Consider the following 24,394-nt stretch of genomic DNA (forward strand, 5'->3'; position numbering starts at 1 on the left):
GGATATTTTTTCAGCGCGCCAACGCCACGTGCGTCGGTTGGTCGGCCTGCACGGGCGCATAGGCGCCGGGCGCCATGCCGGCGATCTGCCGGAACTCGCGGATCAGGTGCGACTGGTCGAAGTAGCCGGCGCCTGCGGCGATCTGTGCCCAGTCGCGTGGCCCGCAGCGCGCCAGCGACGGCAGCAGCAGACCGAAACGCAGCACTCGCGCATAGCGCTTGGGCGTGAGCCCCACCGCCTGCTCGAAGCGACGGATGAACTGTGCGGGCGAGCAGCCGCTTTCGCGCTGCGCGGGCTGCACCCGCGCGCCGGCCGGATCGCGTCGAAAGGCCTCTATCGCGAAGGCAGCGAGAGGGTCTGGCGGCGCGCTGGCGTCCAGCCGCCGCAGCAGGAAGTTGTTCAAGAGTCGCAATGCCTGCTGCGGCGAACCCGTGGCTTGCAGCCGCTCGCGCAGTTCGCTGGATGCAGGCCCCCAGACATCCTCGAGCAATTCGGTGCGGTTGCGCAGTTCGGGCAACGCGCCGCCCAGGAACGCCGCCGCCCCGCCGGGCGTGAAATGCACACCGACCACGGTCGACGGCCCTTCGGTGCCGCGCACGCCGAATCGGTCGTAGGGGCCCTGCACGATGGCACCACGCAACCGGCGCGCGTCGGCGTCCTGCTCGCTGTCGTAGCGGATCAGGTGGTCCTGCAGCAGCGGCACGACGATGTCGGCGCAGCCGGTGGGGAGGCTGCGCTCACGGATGTGCGGCAACGCGCCGCGCTCGCTGTACCAGAGGCTGTCGACATAAGGGGCCAGCGGTGGGGAGGGGCTTTGTCGAACGAACATGCGCAGCCTTGTAGAGCGGACGCCCGCCGGATGCAAGCACCGATGCATCGGCATCCCTTTTGTCATCTCGCCAACGGTCGCCAGCAACAGGGAGCTCATGACAACTCGCCGGAGCGCCAGGGCGCCCGCGCACTGCTACGCCGGAAAGGCTTGCAGCGGCTCTCCCTTGGCACTGGCCATCGCCGGCGTGCGCGCCACGTTCATCACCCAGTTGACCATCGTGAAATAGCCGATGAGCGTGGTGAGTTCGACCACGCTCTGCTCACCGAAAGTCGCGAGCGCCGCGGCGTAGGTGGGGTCGCTCACGCCATGCGTGTGCAGCAGTTCGTGGGTGAAGTCCAGGGCCAGCTCTTCGTCGGCTTGCAGTCCCTTGGGGCGGGCCCCCAGCCGCAAGGACTCCACCGCGTCGGCCTTGACGCCTGCCTGCACCGCCAGCGGCGCGTGCATCAGCCACTCGAACTGGTTTCCCTCATGGCGCGCGGTGGCGCAGATGACGAGCTCGCGCAGGCGCGCATCGATCGCGCTGCCGAAGCGAAGGAACTCGCCGAGCTTCGCGACGCGCTCCAGCAGATCCGGGCTGCGCAGCAGCGGCAGGAAGGGGCCATAGACGCCCTTGCGTGGCCCGTCGATGAGGGCCTGCGCCGCGGCGCGCTGCGCGTCGCTCATTGCGTCCGCTGCGGGCAGGGGCAGGCGCTCGCGGGCGTGCGCGGCAAATCCTTGTTCAGTGGGCATGGGAAGTCTCCGTGGATGGGCGAGGAGCGCGCGGCTCGCGAGACTCCCGCATTAGCCACACGGCGGTGGCAAAGAGCGACGCTGCCGCGACCTGCAACGCGATGTCAAGGCCGTTCGTGCGCAGGGACGGGACATTGAGCAGCAGGGCCGACGCCACGGGGCCGGCAATCTGCCCGATGGCAAACGCCGCGGTCATGCGGCCGACCGCACTGCGTGGGTCGCCTTGGGTGCGGGCGCGTGCGACCTGCACGCCGGCGAGCGTGACGATCATGAAGGTGCCACCCACCAGCAGCGCCGACAGCAGGATGACAAAGCCATCGGTCCACAGGCTGGGCAGCAGCGTCCCGACACTCATCAACGCCTGGCAGACCGCCCACACCTCGATGTGCGGCCGCCGCTGCAGCCAGCGGCCGGCGACGAGGGTGGAGACGGCGGCGATGCCACCGAACACCGGCCAGGCCAGGCCGAACGCGGCCGGGTCGTCGACCACATTGCGCGCCAGCACAGGCAGGAAGGTGGCCGGCAGGATGTAGCCAAAGCCCATGACGCCGTAGCAGCACGTGAGACCCCAAGAAACACCACTCGCGGCAGCGGGCGCGGTGACGGCCGCAGGCGTCGCCGCCGGCGCCTGGATGCGGCGCAGCACGAACACGACGGGCAGCGACAGCACCAGCGCCAGCAGCGCCAGCTGCAGCCACAGCGCGGACGCGGTGACGTGGGCGACGCCGGCCGCCCATGCGTGCAACCCGGCGAGCGCGATGCCCGCACCGACCCCGGCATAGACCCAGCTGGCCGCCTGCGGTTGGCCCGCCTGGCCCAAGGCACCCAGGCACCACACGGCCGTCGCGACGAACACCCAGGCAGAAGCCATGCCGGCGAGGAAGCGCCATGCGCCCCACAGCCATGCGCCCGGCCACGCCATGGCCGCCGTGAGCACGACCGTCAACAGCAGGCCCAGCAGCGCGAGCTGGGTAGCACGCCCCGGCAGCTTTCGAGCGGTCAGTGCGCCGGTGAGGTAGCCGAGATAGTTGGCGGCCGCTATCCAACCGCCGGCGGCCACGTCGAGCTGGCCCTCGCGAATCATCAGCGGCAAGACCGGCGTGAAGGCAAAGCGGCCGATGCCCATCGCGACCGCCAACGACAGTGCACCCGCGATGCACAACGCGAAGGTCGATGGGGGGCGGGCCGTGGTTGCCATGGCTTTGCAGTAGACCGAGAATCGACGCGGCCGACAAATGAATAATCCTGAGCAATCATTCTCTTTATGAGAAGCATCGATCTGGACTCGCTGGAGATCTTTCGCGCCGTTGCGCAGGAGGGCGGCGTGATCCGCGCCGCGCAAAAGCTCAACCGCGTGCAGTCCAACGTGACCACGCGCGTGAAGCAGCTCGAGCAGCGCCTGGGCTGCCCGCTGTTCCGCCGCCAGGGCCGCGGGCTGGTGCTGTCGCCCGAGGGCGAGCGGCTGCTGGCCTATGCGCAGCGGCTGTTTCGCCTGGCCGACGAGGCGGAAAGCGAGTTGCGCGGCGGCAAGCCCACAGGCGCGCTGCGCATCGGCTCGCTGGAGAGCACGGCGGGCAGCCGGCTCGCGCCCATCCTGTCGCGCTTCCACACGCTGTACCCCGACGTGGTGGTGGAGCTGGCCACCGGCACCACCGGCGCCCTGGTGCATCGCGTGTCCAACTACGAGCTGGACGCGGCATTCGTCTCGCAGCCCTTCACGGCCCCCAGCCTCAACGCGATGAAGGTGTTCGAGGAAGAGCTGGTGTGCATCACCGCGCGCGGTGTTCCGCCGGTCAAGCGCGCGACTGACCTTGCAGGCATGACGCTGATCGCCTTTGCTGACGGCTGCTCCTACCGCAAGCGCGTGCAGGACTGGTTGGGCGCGTCGTCGGTGATGCCTGCGCGCACGCTGGAGTTTTCGTCCTACCAGGCGATGGTGGCCTGCGTGGCGGCCGGCACCGGGTTCGCGCTCGTGCCGAAGTCGCTGCTGGCGACGCTCAAGTCATCACAGGAGGTGCTGCAGCATGAAGTGCCGGCGAAGGTGCGCAGGAATGTCACGCATCTGGTGTGGCACGGGCTGGCGACGACGGCGCTGGCCAAGCTGCAGGAGCTGCTGTGACCCGCTGCAGGCCCCGCTGAGAGCCGGGTTCGATACATTGACCTGCAGTTCGAAACCTTGTTATGAGCTTCCAACGGCGCCATGGCTCTCCAGTACCTCACCCTTCCCGTCACACCCTTTCAGCAGAACTGCTCCCTCGTGTGGTGCGACGCGACGAACGACGCTGCCGTCATCGACCCCGGCGGCGAGCTGCCGCGGCTGCTGGCCGCAGTGCAGGAGCGTGGTCTGAAGCTGAAGGCCATCTGGCTGACCCACGCCCACATCGACCACGCCGGCGGCACCGGCCAACTGGCGCGCGAGCAGGGGCTGCCCATCGTCGGGCCGCACCCCGGCGATCAGTTCTGGATCGACGGCCTGGCGCAGCAGAGCAAGATGTTCGGCTTCCCGCCGGTCGAGGGCTTCAAGCCCGATCGCTGGCTGGACGATGGCGACACGGTGCAGATCGGCGAGGAGACGCTGGCCGTGCGCCATTGCCCCGGCCACACGCCGGGCCACGTGGTCTTCCACTCGGCTTCGGCGCGGCGCGCCTTCGTCGGTGATGTGCTGTTTGCAGGGGGCATCGGCCGCACCGACTTTCCCGGCGGCAACCACCAGCAATTGATAGCCGCCATCCGCCAGCGCCTGTGGCCGATGGGGGACGACACGATCTTCATTCCAGGCCATAGACCGGAAAGCAGCATCGGAAGAGAGCGCCGCAGCAATCCCTATGTTGCTGATGTCGTTTGAACGGCGGCGAGGGGTAATTCGTTCACAAACACATCCAGCAACATTTACGCCCGAAGCGAAACGTGCTCTCCTACGCTTTGATGATGGCTCGCATGGGGTGGGCTGAGGAGTGCTTCGATGTGGATGTCCGAGTTTGCTCAGCCGGGCCAAGTCCCCGGTTCACGTCCTCGCGAGCGCCGTGCGGCGGCCTCGCTTTCCAACCAGTGGATGGGCCTTGTGCTGGAGGAACTCGACCACGGCGTCGTGCTGCTCAACGGCGCCGGCCGCGTGCTGCACAGCAATCTGGCGGCGCGTGCGTCGCTGGATGACAACCATCCGCTGGAGCTCGTCGGCCAGCATCTGCGGGCCCGCCTGCTGACCGACGCGGTGCCGCTGGCCGAGGCGCTGGAAGGTGCCGAGGCGAGCGGCCGGCGCTGTCTGCTGCGCCTGGGCGACGACCGTGCCGAATGTGGCCGCGCCAATGTCGTCGTCGTGCCGCTCAACCGTGACGTCAACCAGGCCGCGGTGCTGCTGATCCTGGAGCGCCGGCAGCTCTGCGGCGACCTGGCCGCGCAATGGTTCGCGCTGCGCTACCAACTGACGCCGGCCGAGACCGAGGTGCTGAAGGCCTTGTCCAACGGCGTCAAGCCGACCGAGGTCGCGCAGCGCCAGGGCGTGGCCATCTCGACGGTGCGCAGCCAGATCCAGAGCATCCGCGCCAAGAGCGGCGCCGACAGCATCGGCGAGCTGATGCGCCAGTTGGCGTTGCTGCCGCCGCTCGTTTCTTCGCTGCGCCCCGCCAAGCTCGTCAATTGATGGCGCCCCTGCGGGCCGAGCGGGCGGGCTGCTTCCTGGCCGGCCCGCCTTGTACGACGGGCTAACATCCTGGCGCACCGCGGGCCTCATGCCCACGGCGCCGCCGGATGCCTGACGACACCCTCGACACCGAACTCCTGGCCCTGCCGCCGCCGCTGCGGCTGCTGGCTGCGCGTGGCATTGCCCGCAGCTATCGCAAGGGCGTCGTGCTGATCGAGGAGAGCTCGGTCGGCGACAACCTCTACCTGATCCTGGCCGGCTCGCTGCGCGCCTACAGCAGCGACGCGCGCGGCCGCGAGATCACCTATGGCGTCTACGGACCGGGCGAATACGTCGGCGAGATGAGCCTGGACGGCGGGCCGCGCTCGGCCAGCGTCATCACCGAGGAGGCCTGCCGCCTCGTCATGGTCACGCGGGCCAGCCTGCTGACCCACATCAGCGAGCACCCCGAGTTCGCCTTCGAGCTGTTGACCAAGGTCATCCGCCGTGCCCGCGCGGCGACGCTGTCGACCAAGCAGCTGGCACTCAACGACGTCTACGGCCGGCTGAAGAACCTCGTCGACGAATCCACCGGCGACGGCCGTCACCTGGAGCTGACCCACCAGGGCATGGCCCAGCGCCTGGGCTGCTCGCGCGAGATGGTGTCCAAGCTCGTCAAGGACCTGGAGCTGGGCGGCTATCTGCGGCGCGTGGCGGCGGGCGAATACCAGCGGCTGAAGAATCTGCCGGCGCGCTGGTAGGGCTCACTGGCCCTGGCGCGGGCGTGCCGGCAGCGGCAGCGCCACCGGGAAGCGCTGGTCGGGCTTGGGTGCGCGCTTGTACAGGCCCGCGACCTTGGGCAGGTTGGCCTGGATGTCGCGGATGCGCGTGACGCTGGCCGGGTGAGTGGACAGCCACTGCGGCGGCGCGCCCTTGTTGGCGTTCATCATCTTTTCCCACAGGCGCACGGCCGCCGCCGGGTCGTAGCCGGAGCGGGCCGCCAGTTCGATGCCGACGAGGTCGGCCTCGGTCTCGTCGTCACGGCTGAACTTCAGGTTGAACAACTGCCCGCCCATGCCGGCAACGCTGCGGCCGATATTGCCCAGGCCGAAGAGGGCCGATACGCCCTCGACAACCAGGCTGGTCGTCGCCGACTTGCCGACCCGCTCGCGCGCGTGTTCCCGCAGCGCGTGCGCCACCTCGTGGCCCATGATGGCGGCGACCTCGTCGTCTTCCAGCTTGAGCTTCTCGAGGATGCCGTAGAAGAAGGCGATCTTGCCGCCCGGGATGCAGAAGGCGTTCAGCTGCGGGTCGCCGAGCAGGTTGACCTCCCATTTCCACTGGCGGGCGCGTTCATTCCACTCGTAGCTGAAGGGAATGATGCGCTGGGCGATATAGCGCAGCCGCTGGGCCTGCGGATGCTCCATCGGCGCCAGGCCGCGCTGCTGGCTGGCCTGGCGCATCATCAGCGCGTATTGCTGGCCGCCGTCCCGCTCCAGTTGCTCGGCCGACACGAAGCCGGTGAACTTGCTCTTGGGGCCGACCTCCACGCCCTCGCGGGCCCAGGCCGGCATGAAGGCCGCGGCGCCGGTGGCGGCGAGCAGCCCGGTGAACAGGCGGCGGCTGCGCTGGGTGGGTGGCGAGCAGCGGCCCGCGGCGCAATCGGCACAGTCGCCGAAGCTGCGCGTCGGCGGGTGGGTGAACTGCAGGCCGTCGCGGACCTGGAAGTCGTTGGCATCCATGCCGGCATTGTGCTTCGGTGCCCAAGCCCGCTGTCGTAGGACGAGCGCGCGGGACTGGCGACAATCACCCCATGGACAGCCAGCAATTTCGCGCCGCCCTCGGCATGTTCGCCACGGGCGTGACCATCGTCACCGTTCGGGCTGCCGACGGCGGCCTGGTCGGCCTCACCGCCAATTCCTTCAATTCCGTGTCGCTCGACCCGCCCCTGGTGCTGTGGAGCCTGGCGCGACGCGCCGGCTCCATGCCGGTGTTCTCGCATGGCTCGCATTACGCGATCAACATCCTCGCGGCCGACCAGAAGGAGCTGGCGCAGCGCTTCGCCATGCGCGACATCGACCGCTTCGCCGGCGTGGCCTGGCGCGAGGGCGCGGGCGGCGCGCCGGTGCTGGACGGCGCCGTGGCCACCTTCGAATGCGCCAACCGCAGCCGCTACGAGGAGGGCGACCACGTCATCTTCGTCGGCGAGGTGGAACGCTGCACGGCCCGCGTCGGCGCCCAGCCGCTGATCTTCCACGGCGGCCGCTACTTCACCGAGCTGCCGATCTGACCCAGGTTTTTTCGGTGCTTGCGTTGTCGATTCCGACGCGCTCTGATCGTCGTCATGTCAGAGGGCCATCCTCTGTCCAACCCCGGAACCCACCATGACCAATACCGTCACCCTGCACCGCGTGCTGCGCTGCCCGCCCGACCGCGTCTACCGCGCCTTCACGACACCGGCCGCCATGGCCAAGTGGCTGCCGCCGCATGGCTTCACCGGCACGGTGCACGAGATGGATGCCAAGGTGGGTGGCACCTACAAGATGTCGTTCACCAACTTCACGACCGGCGGCGGCCACAGCTTTGGCGGCCGCTACCTGGAGCTGGTGCCGGGCCAGAAGCTGCGCTACACGGCGGCCTTTGACGACCCCAACCTGCCCGGCGAGATGACGACGACCGTCGAGCTGCGCGCCGTGTTCTGCGGCACCGAGGTCCACATCAAGCAGGAAGGCATCCCGGCCGTCATCCCGGCCGAGGCCTGCTACCTGGGCTGGCAGGAGTCGCTGACTCTGCTGGCCCAACTTGCCGAACCGGAAATCCCGCAATAACCCAGTGGCTCCTGCGGGCCGTTCCCTAGCCGGCCCGCCGTTGGCGATGTGCTTGAGGTCAATCCGGCAAGCATCGCCGTCTTGGGGGACCGGCCAAGGTATTCCTTGGACGAAGGGCTTGATTTCTGGCCTGGTGTCGGGACGATGGCCGCCATCGCGGCCTTGAAGCCGGCATCGGCCATCAAGTGCGTTCCAGCGGTCGACTTGCGACAGCGTTTTCAGGCTGCGCGGCCGGCTGGCAAGGCCTGCGGCGCGCGCTGGATGGCCTGCCAGCGCCACAGGCCCAGGACAAGGCTCAGGCCCAGGCAGACGCCGGCGATCAGCACCAGCGATGTGCCCAGCTTCTGGTTCATCGCATACAGGCCCCAGGCCGACAGGATGAAGGCCAGCACCGGCAGCGCCGCCGACCAGGCCGAAGGGCCGCGCATGCGGGCTGGCGTGCGCATCAGGCTGAGGGTGCACAGCGGCAGGGCGCAGAAGGCCAGGCAAAGCAGGGCCAGGTCGTCGGCGGCCCAGGCCAGCCAGGCCAGGGCCGCCGTCGTCAGTACCCAGTCGACCATCATGTGGCGCAGCTGCAGCCAGGCCACGGCGCGGTTCTGGGCCTGCCCCTGCGGCACGCCGGGCAGCAGGCGCAGCAGGGCCTGTTCACGGCGGCTTTGCCAAAGCATGTTGGGCAGCGCGAAGGCCGGGTTGAAGCCCATGCTGGCCAGGCCGATGGCCATGCCGAAGGCGCCGCGCTTCCAGTTCTCTTCCAAGGCTGCGCCGGACAGCGCGAAGGCGATGCCAAAGCTCAGCACCGCGATGACCAGGCCGATCCCCACGCCCATGCCCTGGCGCAGCCAGTGCTGCTGGCCATGCAGCACGATCTCGACGCGGCTCATCACGCTGCGTTCACTGGCCCGGGCCCGTGCCAGCACATGGCGCAGCCAGGCTGCCGCCACGAGATCGAAGGGGCGGCTGATCCATGCGCCCGGCCGACCCAGCACGTCCTCGGCGCCACGCTTGTTGTTCATGCCGTCCAGGCCGGCGCGGCGCATGCGAGCGCGGGCCGCGTAGGCCTCGCGGTGAGCCGCGTCGCCGGCGCCGAACAAGCGCGCGATGGACCAGCCCAGGATGAGCAGGCTCAAGGCCAGCACCGATGCGGGCTGCGCGTTCCACAGCTCGCCCAGGGCCGACCACAGCGGTGCGAGGCGCCTGTTCAGCCCGGCGCCGAAGAACAGCACCGGCCCAAGGCTCAGCACCAGCCACAGCGTCCAGTTGCGCACCGCCCAGGCGGCGAAGGCCAGGGTGACGGCCGTGAAGAGCAACATGGCCATGAAGGAGGGCGTCTTCGGCAAGGTCAGCCACAGCAGGGCCGCACAGACCACGGTCACCAGCGCCCAACTGCCCAGCGCGGCCTCGCGCAGCTGGCGGCGATGGCCGGGCACGAAGCGCGCGGCATGCGGATGGTTCTGCTCCAGCAGGCTGCCCATCACCGTCATCCACAGCGTGGCAAGGATCAACACGGCGCTGGTGCCCAGCACCGCCTGCCACCACAGTGGCGAGAAATACAGGCTGGTGCAGATGCCGGCGAGGGTCAGGCCGATCAGCAGGCGCCGGCCCCAGGGTGCCTCGAGGTCACGCTGACGCCAGAAGGCCAGCAGCATCTGGCTGGAGGTGGTGGCGTTCATCAGGTCAGCTCCGCGAACAGGTCTTCCAGGTTCACCGCCTGCGCGTCCTGCGGCGCGAGCACGCCCGCGGGCAGCCGCGCCAGCACGCGCTCGCGGCCGGCCTCCAGGGGCGTGCGCTTGAGCGGCTGGGCCCCCAGCCGCGCGAACAGGGTGGTCAGCTCGGTGACGCTGCCGGTGAAGGCGCGCACCTGCTCCAGCAGCTCGTCCAGCGGCGCCTGCAGCGCGATGCGGCCGTCGCTGAGGAAGGCGAGGTTGAAGGCGACACGCTCCAGGTCGGACAGGATGTGGGTGGAGAACACCACCGTCGTGCCGCGGTCCAGCACCTGGTCGACCAGCTCGCGCAGGAAGTCGCGCCGGCCGACGGGGTCCAGGCTGGCAACGGGCTCGTCCAGCACCAGCAGGTCGGGCTCGTGGGCCAGCGCGCGGATGATGGACAGGCGCTGCTGCTGGCCGCCCGAGAGCTTGCGGATGGGCTTGTCGCGGGCGATGTCCCAGCGCGACAGCAGGCCTTCCACCTTGGCCTCGTTCCAGCGTGGGTAGAAGCTCCTGAAATAGGCCAGCAGCTGGGTGGCGGTGAAGGTATCGAAGAGGTCGCTCTGCTGGGGCACGTAGCCGATGCGGGCGCGCGCTGTGTCGTCCAGGTGAGCCACATCCTGGCCGAACAGCTGCACGCGCCCCTGCTGCGGTTCCCGCAGGCCCAGCAGCGTCTCCAGCAGCGTCGTCTTGCCACAGCCGTTGCGGCCCAGCAGGCCGACGACCTGGCCGGGCTGCAGCGCCCAGTCCAGCGCCTTCAGCACGGCGCCGCCCTTGGGATAGGCGAGGCTGACGCCGGCGAGTTCGGCGGTGGCGGTGTTGGAATGGGGAAAGTGGGCGGAGGAGGCGGTCATGCTTGCGTCTCGTCGAGGATGGTCTTGAACAGCTGCAGGGTCTGGGCCTTGGACAGTTCCAGTTGCCGCGCTTCGGCGGCGGCTTTCTCAAGCGTCGGGCGCAGCAGCTCGACGCGGTCGGCCGTGGGCTGGGCCTTCTGGTGCTGGGCCGCGACCACCATGGACAGGCCGCGGCGGCGCTCCAGCACGCCGTCCGCCTCCAGCTGGGAATAGGCCTTGGAGATGGTCATCGGGTGCACGGCCAGCGCCTGGGCCAGCTCGCGCACCGACGGGATCTCGTCGCCCGCCTTCAGCTGCCCGGCCGCGACGCGCCGCTTCACCTGCTCGATGAGCTGGCGGTAGATGGGCTCGGGCGAGCCGGTGTTGATGTGGACGAAGTGGGTGGGATCCATCGTGGACTGCCAATGTGTACTGGTACGATAGTACACGTGGACAGTTGATGTCAAGGCGCGCGTCGGTGCGGCGTGAGCAAGTCGCACAAAGTGTCGAAAACCATTCAGTTCTGAACTTTGCTCATCCAACTCTGAACTTTTGAGTGGCGGGATTTGCAGCTTGGGAACTAGGACAACGCTGCGCGTGGCCTGAAGGCGCTAGCCCAGAGCGAACTACGGAATGGACCGTTACGGGGATGGCGTGCGCGCGCGAAACGAAGCGCGATGCATGAAAGCCGCTTGCTTCTAGCCTCGGGCTGCGACAGCTGGCGGAGGAACGATGCGCCGATGGTCCGGGAGGCTTTCGCGGCAAAAGATGCCCAGACTAGTTTTTGGAGCGCTAGGCAACGCCTTAGCCCATGGGGTTCTTCGCCATCGATCACCTTCGACGGTCTTGCCCGGGAGATGGGGCGATCGCTCTGGCGCGAACGGCGGGTCGTAGATAACGTGCCACGCGTTGAGCGCAACGGCGATCCTGGGGAGGAGAGCAAGAAATGGGTATATCCGACGCACAAGGACCTGGAGTCGATGCTGGGTTGCGGCAACGGCTGCAGCGTTGGGGGATCGAGTCGTTGACCGACATTCAGCAGCTCGCGCTTGCCGCTGGAGCGGCAGACGGTCGTAGCCTCGTCGTGAGTGCCCCGACATCGTCCGGCAAGACTCTGGTGGGTGAGATTGCCGTGCTCTGCGCCCTACGCGCCGGGGTGCGCGCCATCTATCTCGTCTCTCACAAAGCGCTGGCCGATCAGAAGTACCTCGACTTCGTGGCCCGATTCGGCGAAGGCGCAGCCGAGCCTATCGGGTCGGTCGGCTTGAACACAGGGGACCGAACCGAAGGCGACATAGACGCTCAGGTGATGGTCGCGACGTACGAGAAGGCGCTGGGTCTATTCCTAAGCGGTCAGCTGAGGCCGAACAACGCGCTGGTCGTCGCCGACGAACTTCAGATTCTCGGCGAGCCCGGCCGCGGACCAGACATCGAAGCGCTGTGCTCGGCGCTACGACAACGCGGCGTCAAGCAGTTTGTGGCGCTGACGGCGACCGTAGAGAACCCCGAAGACCTCGCCGGGTGGATGGCATGCGACCTGGTACGTAGCTCGCACCGGGACGTGCCGCTCTATCAAGAAATCTGGTACGGCGGCCGGGCTCATCGCACGAAGTTCGGCGACGACAGCGGACAAGAGGTACGCGGCGGCGCTACCGCGGCGAACGACATTGGCGCCGTAGTCGATCATCTATTGCGACTCGACCGCGGCCCCGTCCTGGTGTTCACGGAGAGCCGCCGCGAGGCCGTAAATTTCGCGACCGCCTTCGGGCAAAGCAGGCCCCGCGTCGGCATCGGCATCGACCTGGGACAGCAGCTCGACTTGTTTTCAGAGCCGACAGAGTCGTCGGACCAGCTCCGTGAGAACGCGGAGCGCCGCGTCGCATTTCACACTGCCGACCTGTCCCCACAAGAGCGTCAGGTCATCGAAGGCGGCTTCACCGACGGCAAGTTCGAGGTGTGCTTTGCCACTTCGACCCTCGCGGCCGGGGTGAACTTCCCATTTCGGACCATTGTCTTCTCCAAGCTGACCTATCGCTGGGGCGATAGAGCCGGTAGCCACATCGTCAGGTCTGACTACCGCAACATGTCCGGGCGGGCAGGCAGGCTCGGTATGCACCCTGAAGGGTTTGCCGTGCTGTTGCCACAGAACAATGTCGAGCTCGCGCACGCCAACATGCTCGTGCAGCCCGACAACGACCGCCTCAGCTCGCAGCTAGTGAACCTGAGCATCCGCAAGACGATCCTGACACTGGTTGCCTCGGGGCTGGCTAGCAGCTTCGCCGAAGTGATGACGTTCTTCGAGAACACGCTGTACTGGTATCAAACGCTGAACCGGAACCCAGCGAAGCTGGCCACCCTGGCAGCCGAAAGCCGCACCGCCGTGGAATGGTTGGCCGCGAACGCGTTGATTCGTGATGAGGCCGACACCCTACTCGTCACGCCGTTGGGCAACGCTGCAGCGATGTCCGGACTGCTTCCGGCCACCGCCGTCCAACTCGCCGCCATGCTGCGTACAGTCGGGCCTAAGCTGGCAGCCAGTTTCGATGAGTGGATTCCGGGACTGATCTACGCGGCCTGCGCCAGCGACGAATTCAGGGCCGAGCGGCCGTCTCGCTTCTTTCCTTTCCCCTCACAGACCTCCTTTGAATCAGTGACCTTTTGGGGAACAAAGCTGCTCCCCGTCGTGCTCGACCGCAACGACGTTAAGTTGGCGCAGTGTGCCCATGCGATTGCGCTCTATGCCGACGGGCTCGCAGATCGCAAGATCGCATACATCGCGCGCATACAGGGAGGCACTATCCATCGCCTCGCGCTGGACGTCGCTTGGGTGCTCGAAGGCCTCCATAAGCTCTCGACGACACCCGAACTCGGTTGCCCACAAACAGTGAGCAACCAAATCGCCATGCTCGCCCGCCGGGTCCGCTGGGGAGCGCCACCCGAAGCGCTGGACGTCCTGCGGGTAGCCGAGCGGCATAGCGTTCCAGGCTTTGGCCGGCAGCGCGCAATGGGCCTTGTCGCTCAGGGGATCGCGACCCTGCACGACATACTGGCAACCGCGAAGGACAAGCTCGTGCAGTTGCTGCGAAGCGAACCGCGTGCGCTGGCATTGATCGAAGCGGTTTCCAGTACCGTAGGCTTGGGGCCAAGTAGGCTGGCTTCCGCACATCGGAAGACCGGGCAGGAACTGGGCATCGAGCATCTGGTTAAGGCCTGCGATGACTCTCTCGGCACCGAGTACGAAGAGGCAATTGCTGCGATCCTAAAGGTCGAGGCCGCCTGGGCAGTGACGATACTGGACGACGGCACGCGCCCCAACGTGCCGGACTTGCTCATCGTGCTGGGTGCGCAGCAAGTCTTGCTGGAGTGCAAGACCTGCACCAAATTACCACCTCTCATCAAGAAGGAAGAGGCCTGGGCGGTCATGCAGAAAGCGGCGGACTTTGACTCGGCGATGCGGCGGGTGACCTTGGGCAAGCCGGCGTTTGACGAGACCTCGAAGAAGAAGGCGGCGGCGTCGAAGGACATCACGCTGATCGAGCACAGTGTGTTCATGGAAGGCCTACTGCGCGTGCATGGCGGCTCGCTTTCTGCGGCCGACTTCATGACTTGGCTCGGCAATCCGGGCGTCGCCGAACTCGAGCGCCTCGGAGGTAGTCCTACCTACATGAGCAAGTAGAGCGTCCGCGCAAGCACGTCGCGTGGAGGTCTAGCACTGCGAACCTGCCTGCCGCGACAGCAGCGGCAGTCTCAGTCTGCCACTAGTACTTATCGAGACTCGTGGGGGCAAACACCTTCTCTTGGTGATTCTTCTTTTCGTCAAACCATTCGCACTTGACTCCAGGGTTAGGGCCCAAAGGACCGAAGTCACCGATCTCCACAATGGTCATCTTCGGGCCACCACTTTTGAGTACCACGACGTCACCGGCCTGAAGGGCTATATCACTCATCGAAGTCTCCATGGGAAGCGTACCTAATCATACGGGTGCACGGGTACTTCCCTCGGGTCAGCAAGGCATGCTGCGGCTCTAGCTCATCACTTTGATGGACGCGCGGTAGCCGCCAACCCTTGCGAAGCACCCTTTGCAATGCCCCATCCGACATAGAGAATGGGGCGCCAGAGAAAAGGCGTCCGCAGAATGTCGTGAGGGCCAAACGGCGGAAGAGTTGCGCAAGAACAGATCCCAGGGAGGGATATGCACATCGAGCATGTTGAAGTCGGAAACTTCCGCAAGCTGCAGAGCGTCCGTGTTGACTTCGCGGAGACCACAACGGTCTTTGTCGGGGCCAACAATAGCGGCAAGACCTCTGCCATGGTCGCGCTTAGACGCTTCCTTGTAGATAGGACTGAGTTCTCAATCAACGACTTCACTCTATCGAACTGGGCGAGCGTTGACGCGTTCGGTGCGGTGTGGGAAGCCTTGCTTCCTGGCCAGCCCGAACCAGCGCTGGATTGGGACGCTGTTCTTCCTCACCTAGACCTTTGGCTAAGTGTGCCGATGGCTGAGCTTCACTATGTCCAGAAGATTCTGCCGACCCTTGATTGGGCCGGTGGACTCATCGGCGTGAGGCTACGTTTTGGGCCGCGGGACATGGAAGCGCTTCGCTACGAGTACCTGACAGCCAGAAAGGCTGCAGTGGACGTGCTCGCTGCGGCTGTGGCTGCAGGAGGTGGAGGGCCTGAGTCAGAGTCGGAAGAGCCCTTCGCTCTCTGGCCTAGGTCCATGATGGATTTTCTCTCGGTGAAGCTGCGAGCCCTTTTTGAAGTCAAGGCATATCTTCTTGACCCCAGCAAGCTTGAGCTTCCGGTGAGCGGCATTGCTTCGCCACAGGCGTTGCCGGCTGGGAGCGAGCCGATCGAAGGCGACCCACTCAAGCGAATCATCCGAATTGACGAAATCAGCGCACAACGTGGATTCGGGTTCGGCATCAGTTCGGGGCGCGCGGATGACTCGAACGAAGACGCTAATCCAAAGGGCGGGAAAAAGCTGTCAACGCAGTTGAGAAGCTACTACACGCAGCATCTGGATCCGTTCGACCAACCAGAGCCGAAGGACCTCGAAGCGCTTCAGGCATTGCACCAAGCACAGGCAGCATTTGGCAAGCGCCTAGAGAAGTGCTTCTCCTCCGCATTGGACGAACTCGAAGCCATTGGCTATCCGGGCGTGACGGACCCGAAGCTGACCGTGACAACGAACATCAAGCCGATAGATGGGTTGAACCATGCGTCAGCGGTGCAGTATTCGGTGCCAACGCATGCGAGCGCGCCCGGTGGCTTCGAGCATCGCCTTCCAGAAGATTCCAATGGCCTCGGCTATCAGAACCTGGTGTCGATCGTTTTCGCGCTGATGAGCTTTCGTGACAAGTGGATGAAGGTAGGGAAGGCCTCGAAGAATGTAGACCCCGACGAGGCGCTTCTACCGCCACTTCATCTGGTGCTCGTAGAAGAGCCGGAAGCCCATCTTCACGCCCAGGTCCAGCAGGTGTTCATCACCCAGGCCTACAACGTTCTTCGCAAGCACGACAAACTCCATGCGTCGACCGACCTTCGCACGCAGCTCGTGGTTAGCACGCACTCCAGCCATATTGCGCATGAGGCCGAGTTCTCTTCGTTGAGGTATTTCAGGCGACTTCCCGTCAAAGCCATTGACGGAGCAGTTCCGGTCACATGCGTGGTCAATCTATCGGAAACCTTCGGAACCGGCGACGAGACGGCCCGCTTTGCGAAGAGGTACCTCAAAGCGACGCACTGCGACCTGTTTTTCGCGGACGGTGCGGTGCTGGTCGAAGGGCCGGCTGAACGAATCTTGGTGCCTCATTTTGTTCGCGCGCGACCTGAGTACGATTTCCTGAAGAGGCGGTATGTGACCTGGCTTGAGATCGGCGGAAGCCACGCGCACCGGCTTCGGACCTTGATCGACAACCTTGGGCTGAACACGCTCATCATCACAGACATCGATGCTAAGGATGCAGCCGGGAAATCAGTTCCGCCCGCGCGCGGCGCCTCGCTGAAGGCCAGAAACGAGACATTGAAATCCTGGGTGCCAGGTGAGCAGGCATTGGACACGCTGCTGGATATGAAGCCGGAGACATTGGCTCTGGTCGATAAGACGGGCTTCGCGGTCCGAGTGGCTTATCAGCAGCCCATCCAAGCGGAATTCGTCGTCGGAAAGCCGAGTGAGGCTTTGGCAAACACGTTCGAGGATGCGCTTGTTTACGAGAACATGAAGATGTTCAAGTCGATGAACGGAACTGCGCTGCTCGGGCGCATTCGTGAATCCTTGGATTCAGCAAGCGACCAAGCCGACCTTGCCGCAAGGCTGTCCGCCGACCTTGCAAAAGGCGGCAAAGCAGAGTTTGCGATGGAGTTGCTATACAGCACCGAGATCGACACGATGGTGGTGCCGGCGTACATCGACCAAGGGCTGACCTGGCTTGCGGATCAACTCAGGCGCAAGGAAAACGGCATTCTTGGGAAGGCCACCATCGCGCCAGCGGAGTCTGTTCCAGTCGGGGCAACACCATGAGTTCGTCGACGGACGTGATGGCCGATGACGACATCGACGCGAACGTCGACGTCGAGATTGCTGCATGCTTGAACCTGGATGCCCCGAAGAGCTTCTTTCTGTTCGCGGGAGCGGGCTCCGGCAAGACCAGGTCGCTTGTGACCGCGCTTGAGCATGTACAGGCGACGATGAGCGACAGACTCCGCGTCAAAGGGCAGAAGGTTGCGGTGATCACGTTCACCAATGCTGCGAGTGACGAGATCAAGAGTCGATTGAGATTCGACCCGTTGATCGACGTACGGACCATCCACAGCTTCGCTTGGTCGCTGGTGGAGGGCTTCAATCACGATATTCGTGAGTGGCTCAAGGTCGACCTCGCTGCTGACATCCAGACGTTGAAGGCGGAAGAAGCCAAGGGCCGCAAGGGCACTAAAGCCTCTTCAACACGACTCAGCAAGATTGAGTCCAAGACAAGGCGCTTGGCAAGCCTGCCGGATATCAAGAGCTTCACCTACAGCCCGACGGGCACCAATCGAGGCAGAGACTCCTTGAACCATGCCGAGGTGTTGCAGCTGGCGGCGCACTTCCTTAGCACCAAGCCGGCGATGCAGAGCATCTTGGTTGGGCGGCATCCCATCCTTTTGATTGACGAGAGTCAAGATACGAACAAGCATCTGGTCGATGCTTTCTTTGAAGTCGAAGCGAAGCTGAAGGGCAAGTTCTTACTTGGGTTGCTTGGTGACATGATGCAGCGCATCTACAACGATGGGAAAGAAGGACTGGGCCAGAGCCTTCCGGATCACTGGGCAACTCCTACCAAGAAGCTCAACTACCGTTGCCCCAGGCGCGTGATCAACCTCATCAACAAGGTTCGAAGTGCCACAGACAAGCAGGTGCAGCTGCCTCCTACCGGTACAAAGGAAGGGCTGCTTCGATTCTTCATCTTGCCCAGCGACTTGGTTGACAAGCCTGAAGCAGAGCGGGCCATTGCTCGATACATGGCTAAGGTGACAGGGGACGAGCATTGGAAGGAGCCCAAGCTCGTCAAAACCTTAACGCTGGAGCACAGGATGGCTGCGTCCAGACTAGGCTTCCTCGATGCCTTTTCACCTCTGTACGACTACGAGAACTGGCGGACGAGCCTCCTTGACGGATCGCTAGCGGTCTTGAAGTTCTTCTCCGACCTGGTCCTGTCGCTCCTAAAGGCTAAGCGCGCCGGGGACAGGTTTGCTACAGCACGCATCGTCAAAGCGAACTCTCCGTTGCTGTCACAGGCAGCGCTGCGGGCCTCAGTAGATGCCAAGGCACAGCTGAGCGAGGTTGGGGCCGCTGTCGACGCGCTTATGGAGCTCTGGAAGGGAGGAGCCGATCCCTCTTTGCAGCAAGTGCTCCAGTGCATCGCCAGCCGCAATCTGTTTGAGATACCTGATGCGTTGAAACTCCATTCTTCTCAAGCGTCGGGCGCCACAGCTGCGCAGACTTCTGGCGCTGATGAGGAGCTGGACCCCCCAGCAGAGCGAGATCTGGCCATTCAGGAGTTTCTTAAGGCACCGTTTTCCCAAATCGAGCCTATGGCGGAATATCTCTCGGGAAATGCCCCGTTCGACACTCACCAAGGCGTGAAGGGACTTCAGTTCGATCGCGTGATGGTCATCATGGATGATGCGGAGGCGAGAGGCTTCTCGTTCAAATACGAGGATTTGTTTGGTGGCAAAGCGGCTGGCGACAAGACAGTCGAGAACACACGGCGGCTGTTCTATGTGACGGCTAGTCGAGCCAAAGAAGGCCTTGCACTTGCTGCGTATTCCTCCACCCCCTCCCGGGTGCGGAACTTTTTGCTCGCGCAAGGGTGGTGCGTTGAGGATGAGGTTGTCGACGGAGTTCCTGTATAGCAGGCGACTACATGACCTGGGCGGCCGGCCTCGTACGCGAGAAGTTGGCAAACGGTGGAGCCTGCAATGCCTTCATGCTGAACCGCGCTTTCGCCAGGTAGCGTGGTCGAAGGCCTGCCTGCTGCTACTTGGCGGCTGCGTTCAACCCGATCACGGCCACTTCGATGTCACCTGTCCGGTTGGACGTGATGGTGCGAGCGCGGGCGTTCATGCGCTCGATCACTTGTTCGAAGGACAAGGTCTTCCCGGCAACCCGCCACGTCCGGCGCTTGTGAAGGCTAATTACGAGGAAGCCGTGGCGGCGCTTTTCCGGCAGCAGGTATTTCTCCGACAGCTGGTCGATCAGGGCGTCTACCAACTCCTTGAAGGTCCAGCCCATATTCGCGTTCTTGACTTCCATCGCGACCTCGACGGATGCCGCATGCGAGGTCAGCGCTAGATCGGGCTCGTTGCGATTGGCGACCTCCACTTCGCGGTGCATGCCGTAGCGGCCGCGGCTCTTCTCCTCGATGCGCTCGGCCAACCATTCCTGAACTCGCTTCTCGTTGTCGGCCATCGCTAGCAGTAACCGGGTTGAGGCGTCCTTTGTCCGGAGTTCGTCCGCGATCTCTTCGAGAATGCCCCGAACGACGCCCATGAACTGAGCCCCGTTCTTCACTGGCGCCGAGAAGCGGGTACCGAAGCTGCGGACCTCGTCTGCGGTCCACGGCGTGAGGTCCGAGTCCATCTGCGCCTTGTGGTGCGCAAGCTCCTTGAACCTCATGGAGGACACGGCGAAGTCGGGCTCGCTGGCGAGTTGCAGCATTGCGGCGTGGGCCTGCGGGCCTGGGCGCTTGATTAGCGTATCGAGCAAGGTGCTCCTGGCACCCTCGGCACGATCCCGTCCGGAGGTCGAGTTCCTGACTTGATCGGTGCTGGGATGGATGTGGCGATAGGCCAGTCGAACGAAGTCAACAAGCGAAGCGACGGACATGGTTCGGAGGGCGGCATGCGCGAACCCCGATGACGACCTGTAGTCAAACGCAGACCCGAGCCACGTCCTAACCCTCTCGGTATGTTCGGCATCGCCTTCGCCGCTGCATTGCGCCAACTCGCGCAGGACCTTCTTTGCGAGGGCTTCGCCATCCAAGACGGACAGCAACGAAAGGTATGTGAAGACGCGGTCTTGGTCCTTGGCTAGCAGGTGGGTCTCGACCCGCTTCTGTGCAAGACGCAGCAGCGTCTTGGAGGGCAGGCCGGAAGCAGCGCGCTTCAAGATGGTGACGCATTGGCCCAGCGTGTCCTTGTTGTCAGGCTCCTTTTTCTGCAGTTGGCGCAGGACCTCTTCTGCAGCGGATTCGAGGAGGAATGGACTGTCGCCATGGCTGGCATGCGAGAGGAGATCCTGGAAGTGCCCGCCGGACCGAAGCTCCGCGCGAAGCGCATCGACGACGATCGGCTTGAGCAGGTCAGGTCGAAGGTCGCCCAACTGCGAGAACTGGGGCAGCCGGACATTGGAGCTCATCAAGAGGTGCTTTGCGGCCACCTCGATCTCCGCAGGGGTCAAGGTGGCCGGCCAATTGCTGTTCGCCAAGCCCTCCAACTGGAGGGCATTGACAGCAAGTGTGTTGACGGCCTTTGTGGAGTAGGTGTTCGAGGCGGTTATTGACGGCCGCTCGGGCGTGATGCGGCGCCAGGCAGCCGACATGCCGAGTAGGTAGTGCTTCAAGACCTCGGGCCCGAAGACTTGAGCAACTGCCTTCCAGGAGTGCATTCCGGCGAAGCCGTCTTTTCGCGATTTCAGATGGATCCAGTGGGTGACGTTCCAGAGTCGGTGAAGACCTGCCTGCCATGTCGCCAAGTTCTCTGGGCTGCTGAGCAGCGTGGGCTGACTCGACAGCTCCTGGCTCAAGTTCCGCCATGCTTGCTTGTCCGCCTCGGTCTTCTTGCGCGCTTCCAGGCGTGCGGCCGATTCGGTTCTGAGCTCATCTGGAGGCCGAACCACGAACGTCTGGAGATCGGCCTGGAGAACCGCCTCGTGAGCGGCAAGAGATTCCACTTCGCCGCGGTGTGCATCGAACTCGCCTGCGTATTGATAGACCCACCAGAGCGCGTGAAACGCGAGACGACGCTGGGACTCTTCCGACATGGACACGGCATCACGCTTCAGCCATTCGACGTCGTCGAGCTCGATGCTCCACAACGAACGCCCCAGATGCGGGCCGATCGAGAAGTAGCGAAGGGGCGGAGTTGCCGAGCCGTCCGCTTGCCGGCGGGCCTTCTCGTCTGCCCACATGAGCGCACGATTGAGCACGACGCTCTGTCGGACGGCTGCCGCGACCGCCGCGTTGTCATCTTCTCCATTGATGAGATGGCCGGCGCGCTCGTAAACCATCATGATCGAGATCAAATCGGATGACGCCGATCCGCTCGACCGGAGCTCCGCCAGGATGAGACTCGCAAGGCCTTCATCAAGATCGGTGCGTCGGGTTGGAGGCTTGTCGTCGTGCTCGTCGACCAGGCCACCTCGCGTGACGATCTCGGCGATGCCAGCCACAAGCTCAGCCTTGGCTGCGCGATCAGGCGCAAGCGCATGCAGGTCCGCCAGGTGTCTTCCAAAGTTTTCGAAGGCGTACTTGTCGTCAGATTTCAGGCGATCGATGAGTTGAACGACATCTCTTGTGGACAGGTAGCGCGGGTACAAAACGTCGATCACACCAGGCGCAGCGCTCACGCCGTAGAGGTCTGGAGCTGTGCGCAGCTGATTTGCAACCGCCTTCAACCCTTTGGCGTCGTTGCAGGCAGCGAGTGCTTGGGTCGCCGTGAGGCGCATGTGGTTGCCACCGGTCCGTGCCGTCGACGCTTCCCGTGCGATGTCCATGCACGATGCGATCCGGCCCTCCAAGATGAAGTTGAGCAGTTGATACCGAAAGCTGGGGCGCTGGTTCGCGCGCCAGGCCTTTTGGATGACCGGACCTAGGGCAGGCTCGGAGAACATCCAGGCGGCTCGATAGCTCACCTGGTCCGCGTCCAGCTCGCCTTTGGCATCAAGCGTCGCGTAGGTGCCGAGCAACTTCTCCTTGGTCTGCAAGGGCAGCGACTTCGCGTCTCCATGCGCGATGAGCGCGACAGGCTCGCGGGTGGCCAGGTCATCCCTGACGCGGTCGTTCCATTGCGCCAACCATGCAGAGACGGGCAGCAGTGTCGGAACGGCCGTCGCCACGCCGTACCGGTCCGCGAACAGGAGCTGGCGTAGCTCGGTGTAGGGCAGGTTCGCCGCTGTCAACGAGTTCAGCCAGCGCGCCGTGAGGTACTCCTGGGTGCCCCGGTGGTGGAACTTGATGCGCCCGTACGTACTGGGCGCGAACAGCCCAGTTCGCAGCAGCGCGCCCAAATCGCCGGCGGACCAGTCGTCCAGGATCACAGACGCATCCAGCGCGCCCTTGGCAAGGGTGGGGTCTGGCTCTTGCTGAGGCCCCTTGATCGAGAAGGTCTGGACAAGTGTCAAAGCGCCGGCGAGCCGCTGTGCGCCTTCGCGCGCCTTTGTCAGGCTGAGTAGGCCCGCGCCACCACGATCCGGATTCAGCTCGCGCAGCTTGCGATCGACCGAGCTATTCATCATCTCCCTGAGGGGCGCGAAGTGGCCATGCTCGCCCCAGTACTCGAGCAGCTCCAGTAGGTCTCCCGGCCTCTCCRACAGCGAGTCCAGGCCGGATTGGCGGACTGCGTCAATGAAGGCTGGGCCATCCGTGCCGGCTGCCTCGGCCATCAGGATCTTCTGCTGTGGCGAGAGTGGGATGAGCTGGACGACCAAAAGGTCGCTCGGTTTGGCAGGTTCCTTCTTGCTCTTTGCGGTGATTGAATTCCCCGGGTTGGCCTGGAAGATCGGTGCCAGCAGTTCATCATCCGCATCGACCATGGAGCTGTCGGCAGGACTCTGCTCTTCGAAGGGCAGGGCGTTCTGGATGGCCTGAACGTCGGCGACGCCCTTCCAGTCGCTAACGCGGCAACTGATGAAGACAAAGGACCGGTTCAAGTTCGCCTGGCCCAACTCGTTCTTGAAGGCACGCAGGGCTTTGGGAAAGCTCTTGTGATTCAGGCGCGCTTCGTCGACCGAGTCGAGGAAGAACCAGGCTTCCTTGACGGAGCTCTCTTTCCACTCGTGGAAAGCGGCCACGTCGGCCGCGTCGAGCGCCGTCTCGAAGCCGCCATCGGCCAGGTCTTCGATGCGCACGAAGAAGGCGGGCTTTTGCTGTTCGCGGAGCACTTTGACCTGGTGCTCCAGTTCCCAGGTCTTGCCGCTGAGGGCCTCGGCCAGCAGCGCCACACGCCGCTGCTGGAGAAGCTGTTCCCAATTCAGCCAGCCACCGACACGACGTCCCCAATGCGGGGTGTAGTCCAGCGCCGGCTCCTCGCCCTTCTTGAGTGGCGCGAAATGCCGATCGAGGTCGATGTAGTTCACTGCTGGGCGCCCTTAAACGATGGCAGGTGCGCGATGTGCCTGTGGATCTGGTAGAGCTCAAAGCGAGGGTTCACGGCTGGACTGTAGTTGGAACATATCCATGAGAACCGGGTCTACTTCCTGTGGAAGGCAGACGCCAACCGCCGCCCGTGTAAACAAGCCAGCGACGAAGACCAAGCGCCAACCTGCGGCTGGCGGCCGGGCCGCGGTAAAGAAGAGCACCGCTGTCAAGAAGGCGGTGCGGCAGCCTCGCACGGCGGTTGCCGCACTGGCATCCGAGTGATACCTACGCCAAGTGGTCGACAGCTGCCTGGCAGCGTAAGTCGTCCTTCGCATCGATCCCGATCGATGTACGCTGTCGGCGGCAATCAGCCTCAAGCCGACAGCCGCTCCGCAGTGGAACCACCTTTTCATAGATATTCAACCGCTTCGCGCTCGTTCCTTGCCCGAGCGGAAGCGCATCTCAAGGCGTTCCAGGATGAGGGAGAGGTCGCCCCGTTTTTCTATGCGGCCCTTGAGCTGCGATTCGGCATCGAGGCGAGACTGCAGGAGTACATAGACGCTGCGCTTCGTTCGCTGAAACAAGAGTCCCCAGGCACGCCGGTGTACGTGGCAACCAAGCTGATGCATCAGCTGCAGCGACTCAACCCGGACGCAGATAAGGCCCAGGGGATTCGCGTCATTGAAGAAGGCTCCGGCAAAGTGGCGCTTTCAGGCACATACACACCGGTGACGCCACGGCTTGCGAAAATCCACGGCATGCTTGGCGAGTTGCTCCACTACAAGTTCTTTGGCAATAACAAGAACTGGCTCATTAAGGGCGCGTCACGCGGTCCAAGCAAACAGACGCTGACCGACCACGCGGCGCTGCTGCATGAGGCAGTCGAAGAACTGAAGATCGCTACGAGTGGAACGATTCTGTATTCCAGCTTCATCAAGGCGGCGGTTCAAACGGCTCTGGAAGAAGGCCCACCAGCCGCCGCGCCCGAAGACGAGTAGGTGTGTGAGCGTCAT

General features: G+C 64.3%; 19 protein-coding genes. 10 read left to right on the top strand and 9 right to left on the bottom strand.

Going from position 1 to position 24,394, the window contains the following annotated elements; genetic code table 11:
• Positions 1-10: 10 nt before the first annotated feature.
• The 3 genes from AC1D2H_RS12825 to AC1D2H_RS12835 are packed head-to-tail and all read right to left on the bottom strand — an operon-like array spanning position 11 to position 2,759.
• Entirely contained in the window at positions 11-928 is a 918-nt protein-coding gene (locus AC1D2H_RS12825; RefSeq protein WP_478011214.1) for an AraC family transcriptional regulator, read from the bottom strand.
• A gap of 36 nt (positions 929-964) precedes the next feature.
• Positions 965-1,561: a carboxymuconolactone decarboxylase family protein gene (locus AC1D2H_RS12830; protein WP_477930052.1), complete on the bottom strand. Its 597-nt coding sequence runs from the start codon at positions 1,559-1,561 to the stop codon at positions 965-967.
• A complete protein-coding gene (locus AC1D2H_RS12835; protein WP_478011215.1) occupies positions 1,551-2,759 on the bottom strand; it encodes a YbfB/YjiJ family MFS transporter in 1,209 nt (402 codons plus the stop codon). The genes AC1D2H_RS12830 and AC1D2H_RS12835 overlap by 11 nt, the downstream gene beginning before the upstream one ends.
• Positions 2,760-2,825: 66 nt before the next feature.
• Here AC1D2H_RS12835 and AC1D2H_RS12840 point away from each other — a divergent pair, with 66 nt between their 5' ends.
• The 4 genes from AC1D2H_RS12840 to AC1D2H_RS12855 all read left to right on the top strand — a co-directional run bounded on the left by AC1D2H_RS12840 (position 2,826) and on the right by AC1D2H_RS12855 (position 5,941).
• Positions 2,826-3,680 (top strand): LysR family transcriptional regulator, encoded by an 855-nt coding sequence (locus AC1D2H_RS12840; protein ID WP_478011216.1) that lies wholly within the window; start codon positions 2,826-2,828, stop codon positions 3,678-3,680.
• Positions 3,681-3,761: 81 nt separating this feature from the next.
• The gene (locus AC1D2H_RS12845; protein WP_478011217.1) at positions 3,762-4,406 is read left to right on the top strand and encodes an MBL fold metallo-hydrolase; all 645 of its coding nucleotides are present in this window, start codon (positions 3,762-3,764) and stop codon (positions 4,404-4,406) included.
• Between the two features lie 117 nt (positions 4,407-4,523).
• Entirely contained in the window at positions 4,524-5,201 is a 678-nt protein-coding gene (locus AC1D2H_RS12850) for a helix-turn-helix transcriptional regulator (RefSeq protein WP_478011218.1), read from the top strand.
• Positions 5,202-5,308: 107 nt separating this feature from the next.
• The gene (locus tag AC1D2H_RS12855) at positions 5,309-5,941 is read left to right on the top strand and encodes a Crp/Fnr family transcriptional regulator (protein WP_477930062.1); all 633 of its coding nucleotides are present in this window, start codon (positions 5,309-5,311) and stop codon (positions 5,939-5,941) included.
• Positions 5,942-5,944: 3 nt separating this feature from the next.
• Here AC1D2H_RS12855 and AC1D2H_RS12860 read toward each other — a convergent pair whose 3' ends face one another.
• A complete protein-coding gene (locus AC1D2H_RS12860; RefSeq protein WP_477930063.1) occupies positions 5,945-6,922 on the bottom strand; it encodes a M48 family metallopeptidase in 978 nt (325 codons plus the stop codon).
• 71 nt (positions 6,923-6,993) lie between these two features.
• Between AC1D2H_RS12860 and AC1D2H_RS12865 the strand changes: the two genes are divergently transcribed.
• Together AC1D2H_RS12865 and AC1D2H_RS12870 are read left to right on the top strand one after the other, a co-directional pair.
• Positions 6,994-7,470, top strand: coding sequence for a flavin reductase family protein (locus AC1D2H_RS12865; protein WP_477930064.1), 477 nt, complete (start codon positions 6,994-6,996; stop codon positions 7,468-7,470).
• 94 nt (positions 7,471-7,564) lie between these two features.
• Complete coding sequence (locus AC1D2H_RS12870; RefSeq protein ID WP_478011219.1) at positions 7,565-8,008, top strand: SRPBCC family protein; 444 nt, start codon at positions 7,565-7,567, stop codon at positions 8,006-8,008.
• Positions 8,009-8,226: 218 nt separating this feature from the next.
• Here the strand turns inward: AC1D2H_RS12870 and AC1D2H_RS12875 are convergent, their stop codons facing one another.
• Genes AC1D2H_RS12875 through AC1D2H_RS12885 form a run of 3 tightly spaced genes read right to left on the bottom strand, consistent with a single transcriptional unit; the run spans position 8,227 to position 10,957 of the window.
• On the bottom strand, positions 8,227-9,678 hold the full coding sequence (locus tag AC1D2H_RS12875; RefSeq protein WP_478011220.1) for a hypothetical protein: 1,452 nt from the start codon (positions 9,676-9,678) through the stop codon (positions 8,227-8,229).
• Positions 9,678-10,565: an ABC transporter ATP-binding protein gene (locus AC1D2H_RS12880; RefSeq protein ID WP_477930069.1), complete on the bottom strand. Its 888-nt coding sequence runs from the start codon at positions 10,563-10,565 to the stop codon at positions 9,678-9,680. Before AC1D2H_RS12880 ends, AC1D2H_RS12875 begins: the two co-directional genes overlap by 1 nt.
• On the bottom strand, positions 10,562-10,957 hold the full coding sequence (locus AC1D2H_RS12885; protein ID WP_478011221.1) for a GntR family transcriptional regulator: 396 nt from the start codon (positions 10,955-10,957) through the stop codon (positions 10,562-10,564). The genes AC1D2H_RS12880 and AC1D2H_RS12885 overlap by 4 nt, the downstream gene beginning before the upstream one ends.
• 533 nt (positions 10,958-11,490) lie before the next feature.
• Here AC1D2H_RS12885 and AC1D2H_RS12890 point away from each other — a divergent pair.
• Complete coding sequence (locus AC1D2H_RS12890; protein ID WP_478011222.1) at positions 11,491-14,220, top strand: DEAD/DEAH box helicase; 2,730 nt, start codon at positions 11,491-11,493, stop codon at positions 14,218-14,220.
• A gap of 82 nt (positions 14,221-14,302) precedes the next feature.
• On the opposite strand, the gene AC1D2H_RS12895 is transcribed toward AC1D2H_RS12890, so the two are convergent.
• Positions 14,303-14,491 carry a YodC family protein gene (locus AC1D2H_RS12895; RefSeq protein WP_478011223.1) on the bottom strand — a complete coding sequence of 63 codons (189 nt, stop codon included), beginning with the start codon at positions 14,489-14,491 and terminating at the stop codon, positions 14,303-14,305.
• A gap of 246 nt (positions 14,492-14,737) precedes the next feature.
• Between AC1D2H_RS12895 and AC1D2H_RS12900 the strand changes: the two genes are divergently transcribed.
• Together AC1D2H_RS12900 and AC1D2H_RS12905 are read left to right on the top strand one after the other, a co-directional pair.
• A complete protein-coding gene (locus AC1D2H_RS12900) occupies positions 14,738-17,068 on the top strand; it encodes an AAA family ATPase (RefSeq protein WP_478011224.1) in 2,331 nt (776 codons plus the stop codon).
• Positions 17,065-18,939, top strand: a complete 1,875-nt coding sequence (locus tag AC1D2H_RS12905) for a UvrD-helicase domain-containing protein (RefSeq protein WP_478011225.1) — start codon at positions 17,065-17,067, stop codon at positions 18,937-18,939. Before AC1D2H_RS12900 ends, AC1D2H_RS12905 begins: the two co-directional genes overlap by 4 nt.
• Positions 18,940-19,063: 124 nt before the next feature.
• Here AC1D2H_RS12905 and AC1D2H_RS12910 read toward each other — a convergent pair whose 3' ends face one another.
• Positions 19,064-23,380, bottom strand: a complete 4,317-nt coding sequence (locus tag AC1D2H_RS12910) for an NACHT domain-containing protein (RefSeq protein ID WP_478011226.1) — start codon at positions 23,378-23,380, stop codon at positions 19,064-19,066.
• A gap of 348 nt (positions 23,381-23,728) precedes the next feature.
• On the opposite strand from AC1D2H_RS12910, the gene AC1D2H_RS12915 reads away from it, so the two are divergent.
• Complete coding sequence (locus tag AC1D2H_RS12915) at positions 23,729-24,379, top strand: hypothetical protein (RefSeq protein ID WP_478011227.1); 651 nt, start codon at positions 23,729-23,731, stop codon at positions 24,377-24,379.
• The last annotated feature ends 15 nt before the right edge of the window (positions 24,380-24,394 follow it).

It is taken from the genome of Roseateles sp. P1_C1_2 (assembly GCF_056406535.1).

Bases quoted from the DNA above. Each gene is read 5' to 3' on its own strand.
- AC1D2H_RS12825 (WP_478011214.1), bottom strand. From the start codon at position 928: ATGAGCTCCCTGTTGCTGGCGACCGTTGGCGAGATGACAAAAGGGATG.
- AC1D2H_RS12830 (WP_477930052.1), bottom strand. From the start codon at position 1,561: ATGCCCACTGAACAAGGATTTGCCGCGCACGCCCGCGAGCGCCTGCCC.
- AC1D2H_RS12835 (WP_478011215.1), bottom strand. From the start codon at position 2,759: ATGGCAACCACGGCCCGCCCCCCATCGACCTTCGCGTTGTGCATCGCG.
- AC1D2H_RS12840 (WP_478011216.1), top strand. From the start codon at position 2,826: ATGAGAAGCATCGATCTGGACTCGCTGGAGATCTTTCGCGCCGTTGCG.
- AC1D2H_RS12845 (WP_478011217.1), top strand. From the start codon at position 3,762: ATGGCTCTCCAGTACCTCACCCTTCCCGTCACACCCTTTCAGCAGAAC.
- AC1D2H_RS12850 (WP_478011218.1), top strand. From the start codon at position 4,524: ATGTGGATGTCCGAGTTTGCTCAGCCGGGCCAAGTCCCCGGTTCACGT.
- AC1D2H_RS12855 (WP_477930062.1), top strand. From the start codon at position 5,309: ATGCCTGACGACACCCTCGACACCGAACTCCTGGCCCTGCCGCCGCCG.
- AC1D2H_RS12860 (WP_477930063.1), bottom strand. From the start codon at position 6,922: ATGGATGCCAACGACTTCCAGGTCCGCGACGGCCTGCAGTTCACCCAC.
- AC1D2H_RS12865 (WP_477930064.1), top strand. From the start codon at position 6,994: ATGGACAGCCAGCAATTTCGCGCCGCCCTCGGCATGTTCGCCACGGGC.
- AC1D2H_RS12870 (WP_478011219.1), top strand. From the start codon at position 7,565: ATGACCAATACCGTCACCCTGCACCGCGTGCTGCGCTGCCCGCCCGAC.
- AC1D2H_RS12875 (WP_478011220.1), bottom strand. From the start codon at position 9,678: ATGAACGCCACCACCTCCAGCCAGATGCTGCTGGCCTTCTGGCGTCAG.
- AC1D2H_RS12880 (WP_477930069.1), bottom strand. From the start codon at position 10,565: ATGACCGCCTCCTCCGCCCACTTTCCCCATTCCAACACCGCCACCGCC.
- AC1D2H_RS12885 (WP_478011221.1), bottom strand. From the start codon at position 10,957: ATGGATCCCACCCACTTCGTCCACATCAACACCGGCTCGCCCGAGCCC.
- AC1D2H_RS12890 (WP_478011222.1), top strand. From the start codon at position 11,491: ATGGGTATATCCGACGCACAAGGACCTGGAGTCGATGCTGGGTTGCGG.
- AC1D2H_RS12895 (WP_478011223.1), bottom strand. From the start codon at position 14,491: ATGAGTGATATAGCCCTTCAGGCCGGTGACGTCGTGGTACTCAAAAGT.
- AC1D2H_RS12900 (WP_478011224.1), top strand. From the start codon at position 14,738: ATGCACATCGAGCATGTTGAAGTCGGAAACTTCCGCAAGCTGCAGAGC.
- AC1D2H_RS12905 (WP_478011225.1), top strand. From the start codon at position 17,065: ATGAGTTCGTCGACGGACGTGATGGCCGATGACGACATCGACGCGAAC.
- AC1D2H_RS12915 (WP_478011227.1), top strand. From the start codon at position 23,729: ATGTACGCTGTCGGCGGCAATCAGCCTCAAGCCGACAGCCGCTCCGCA.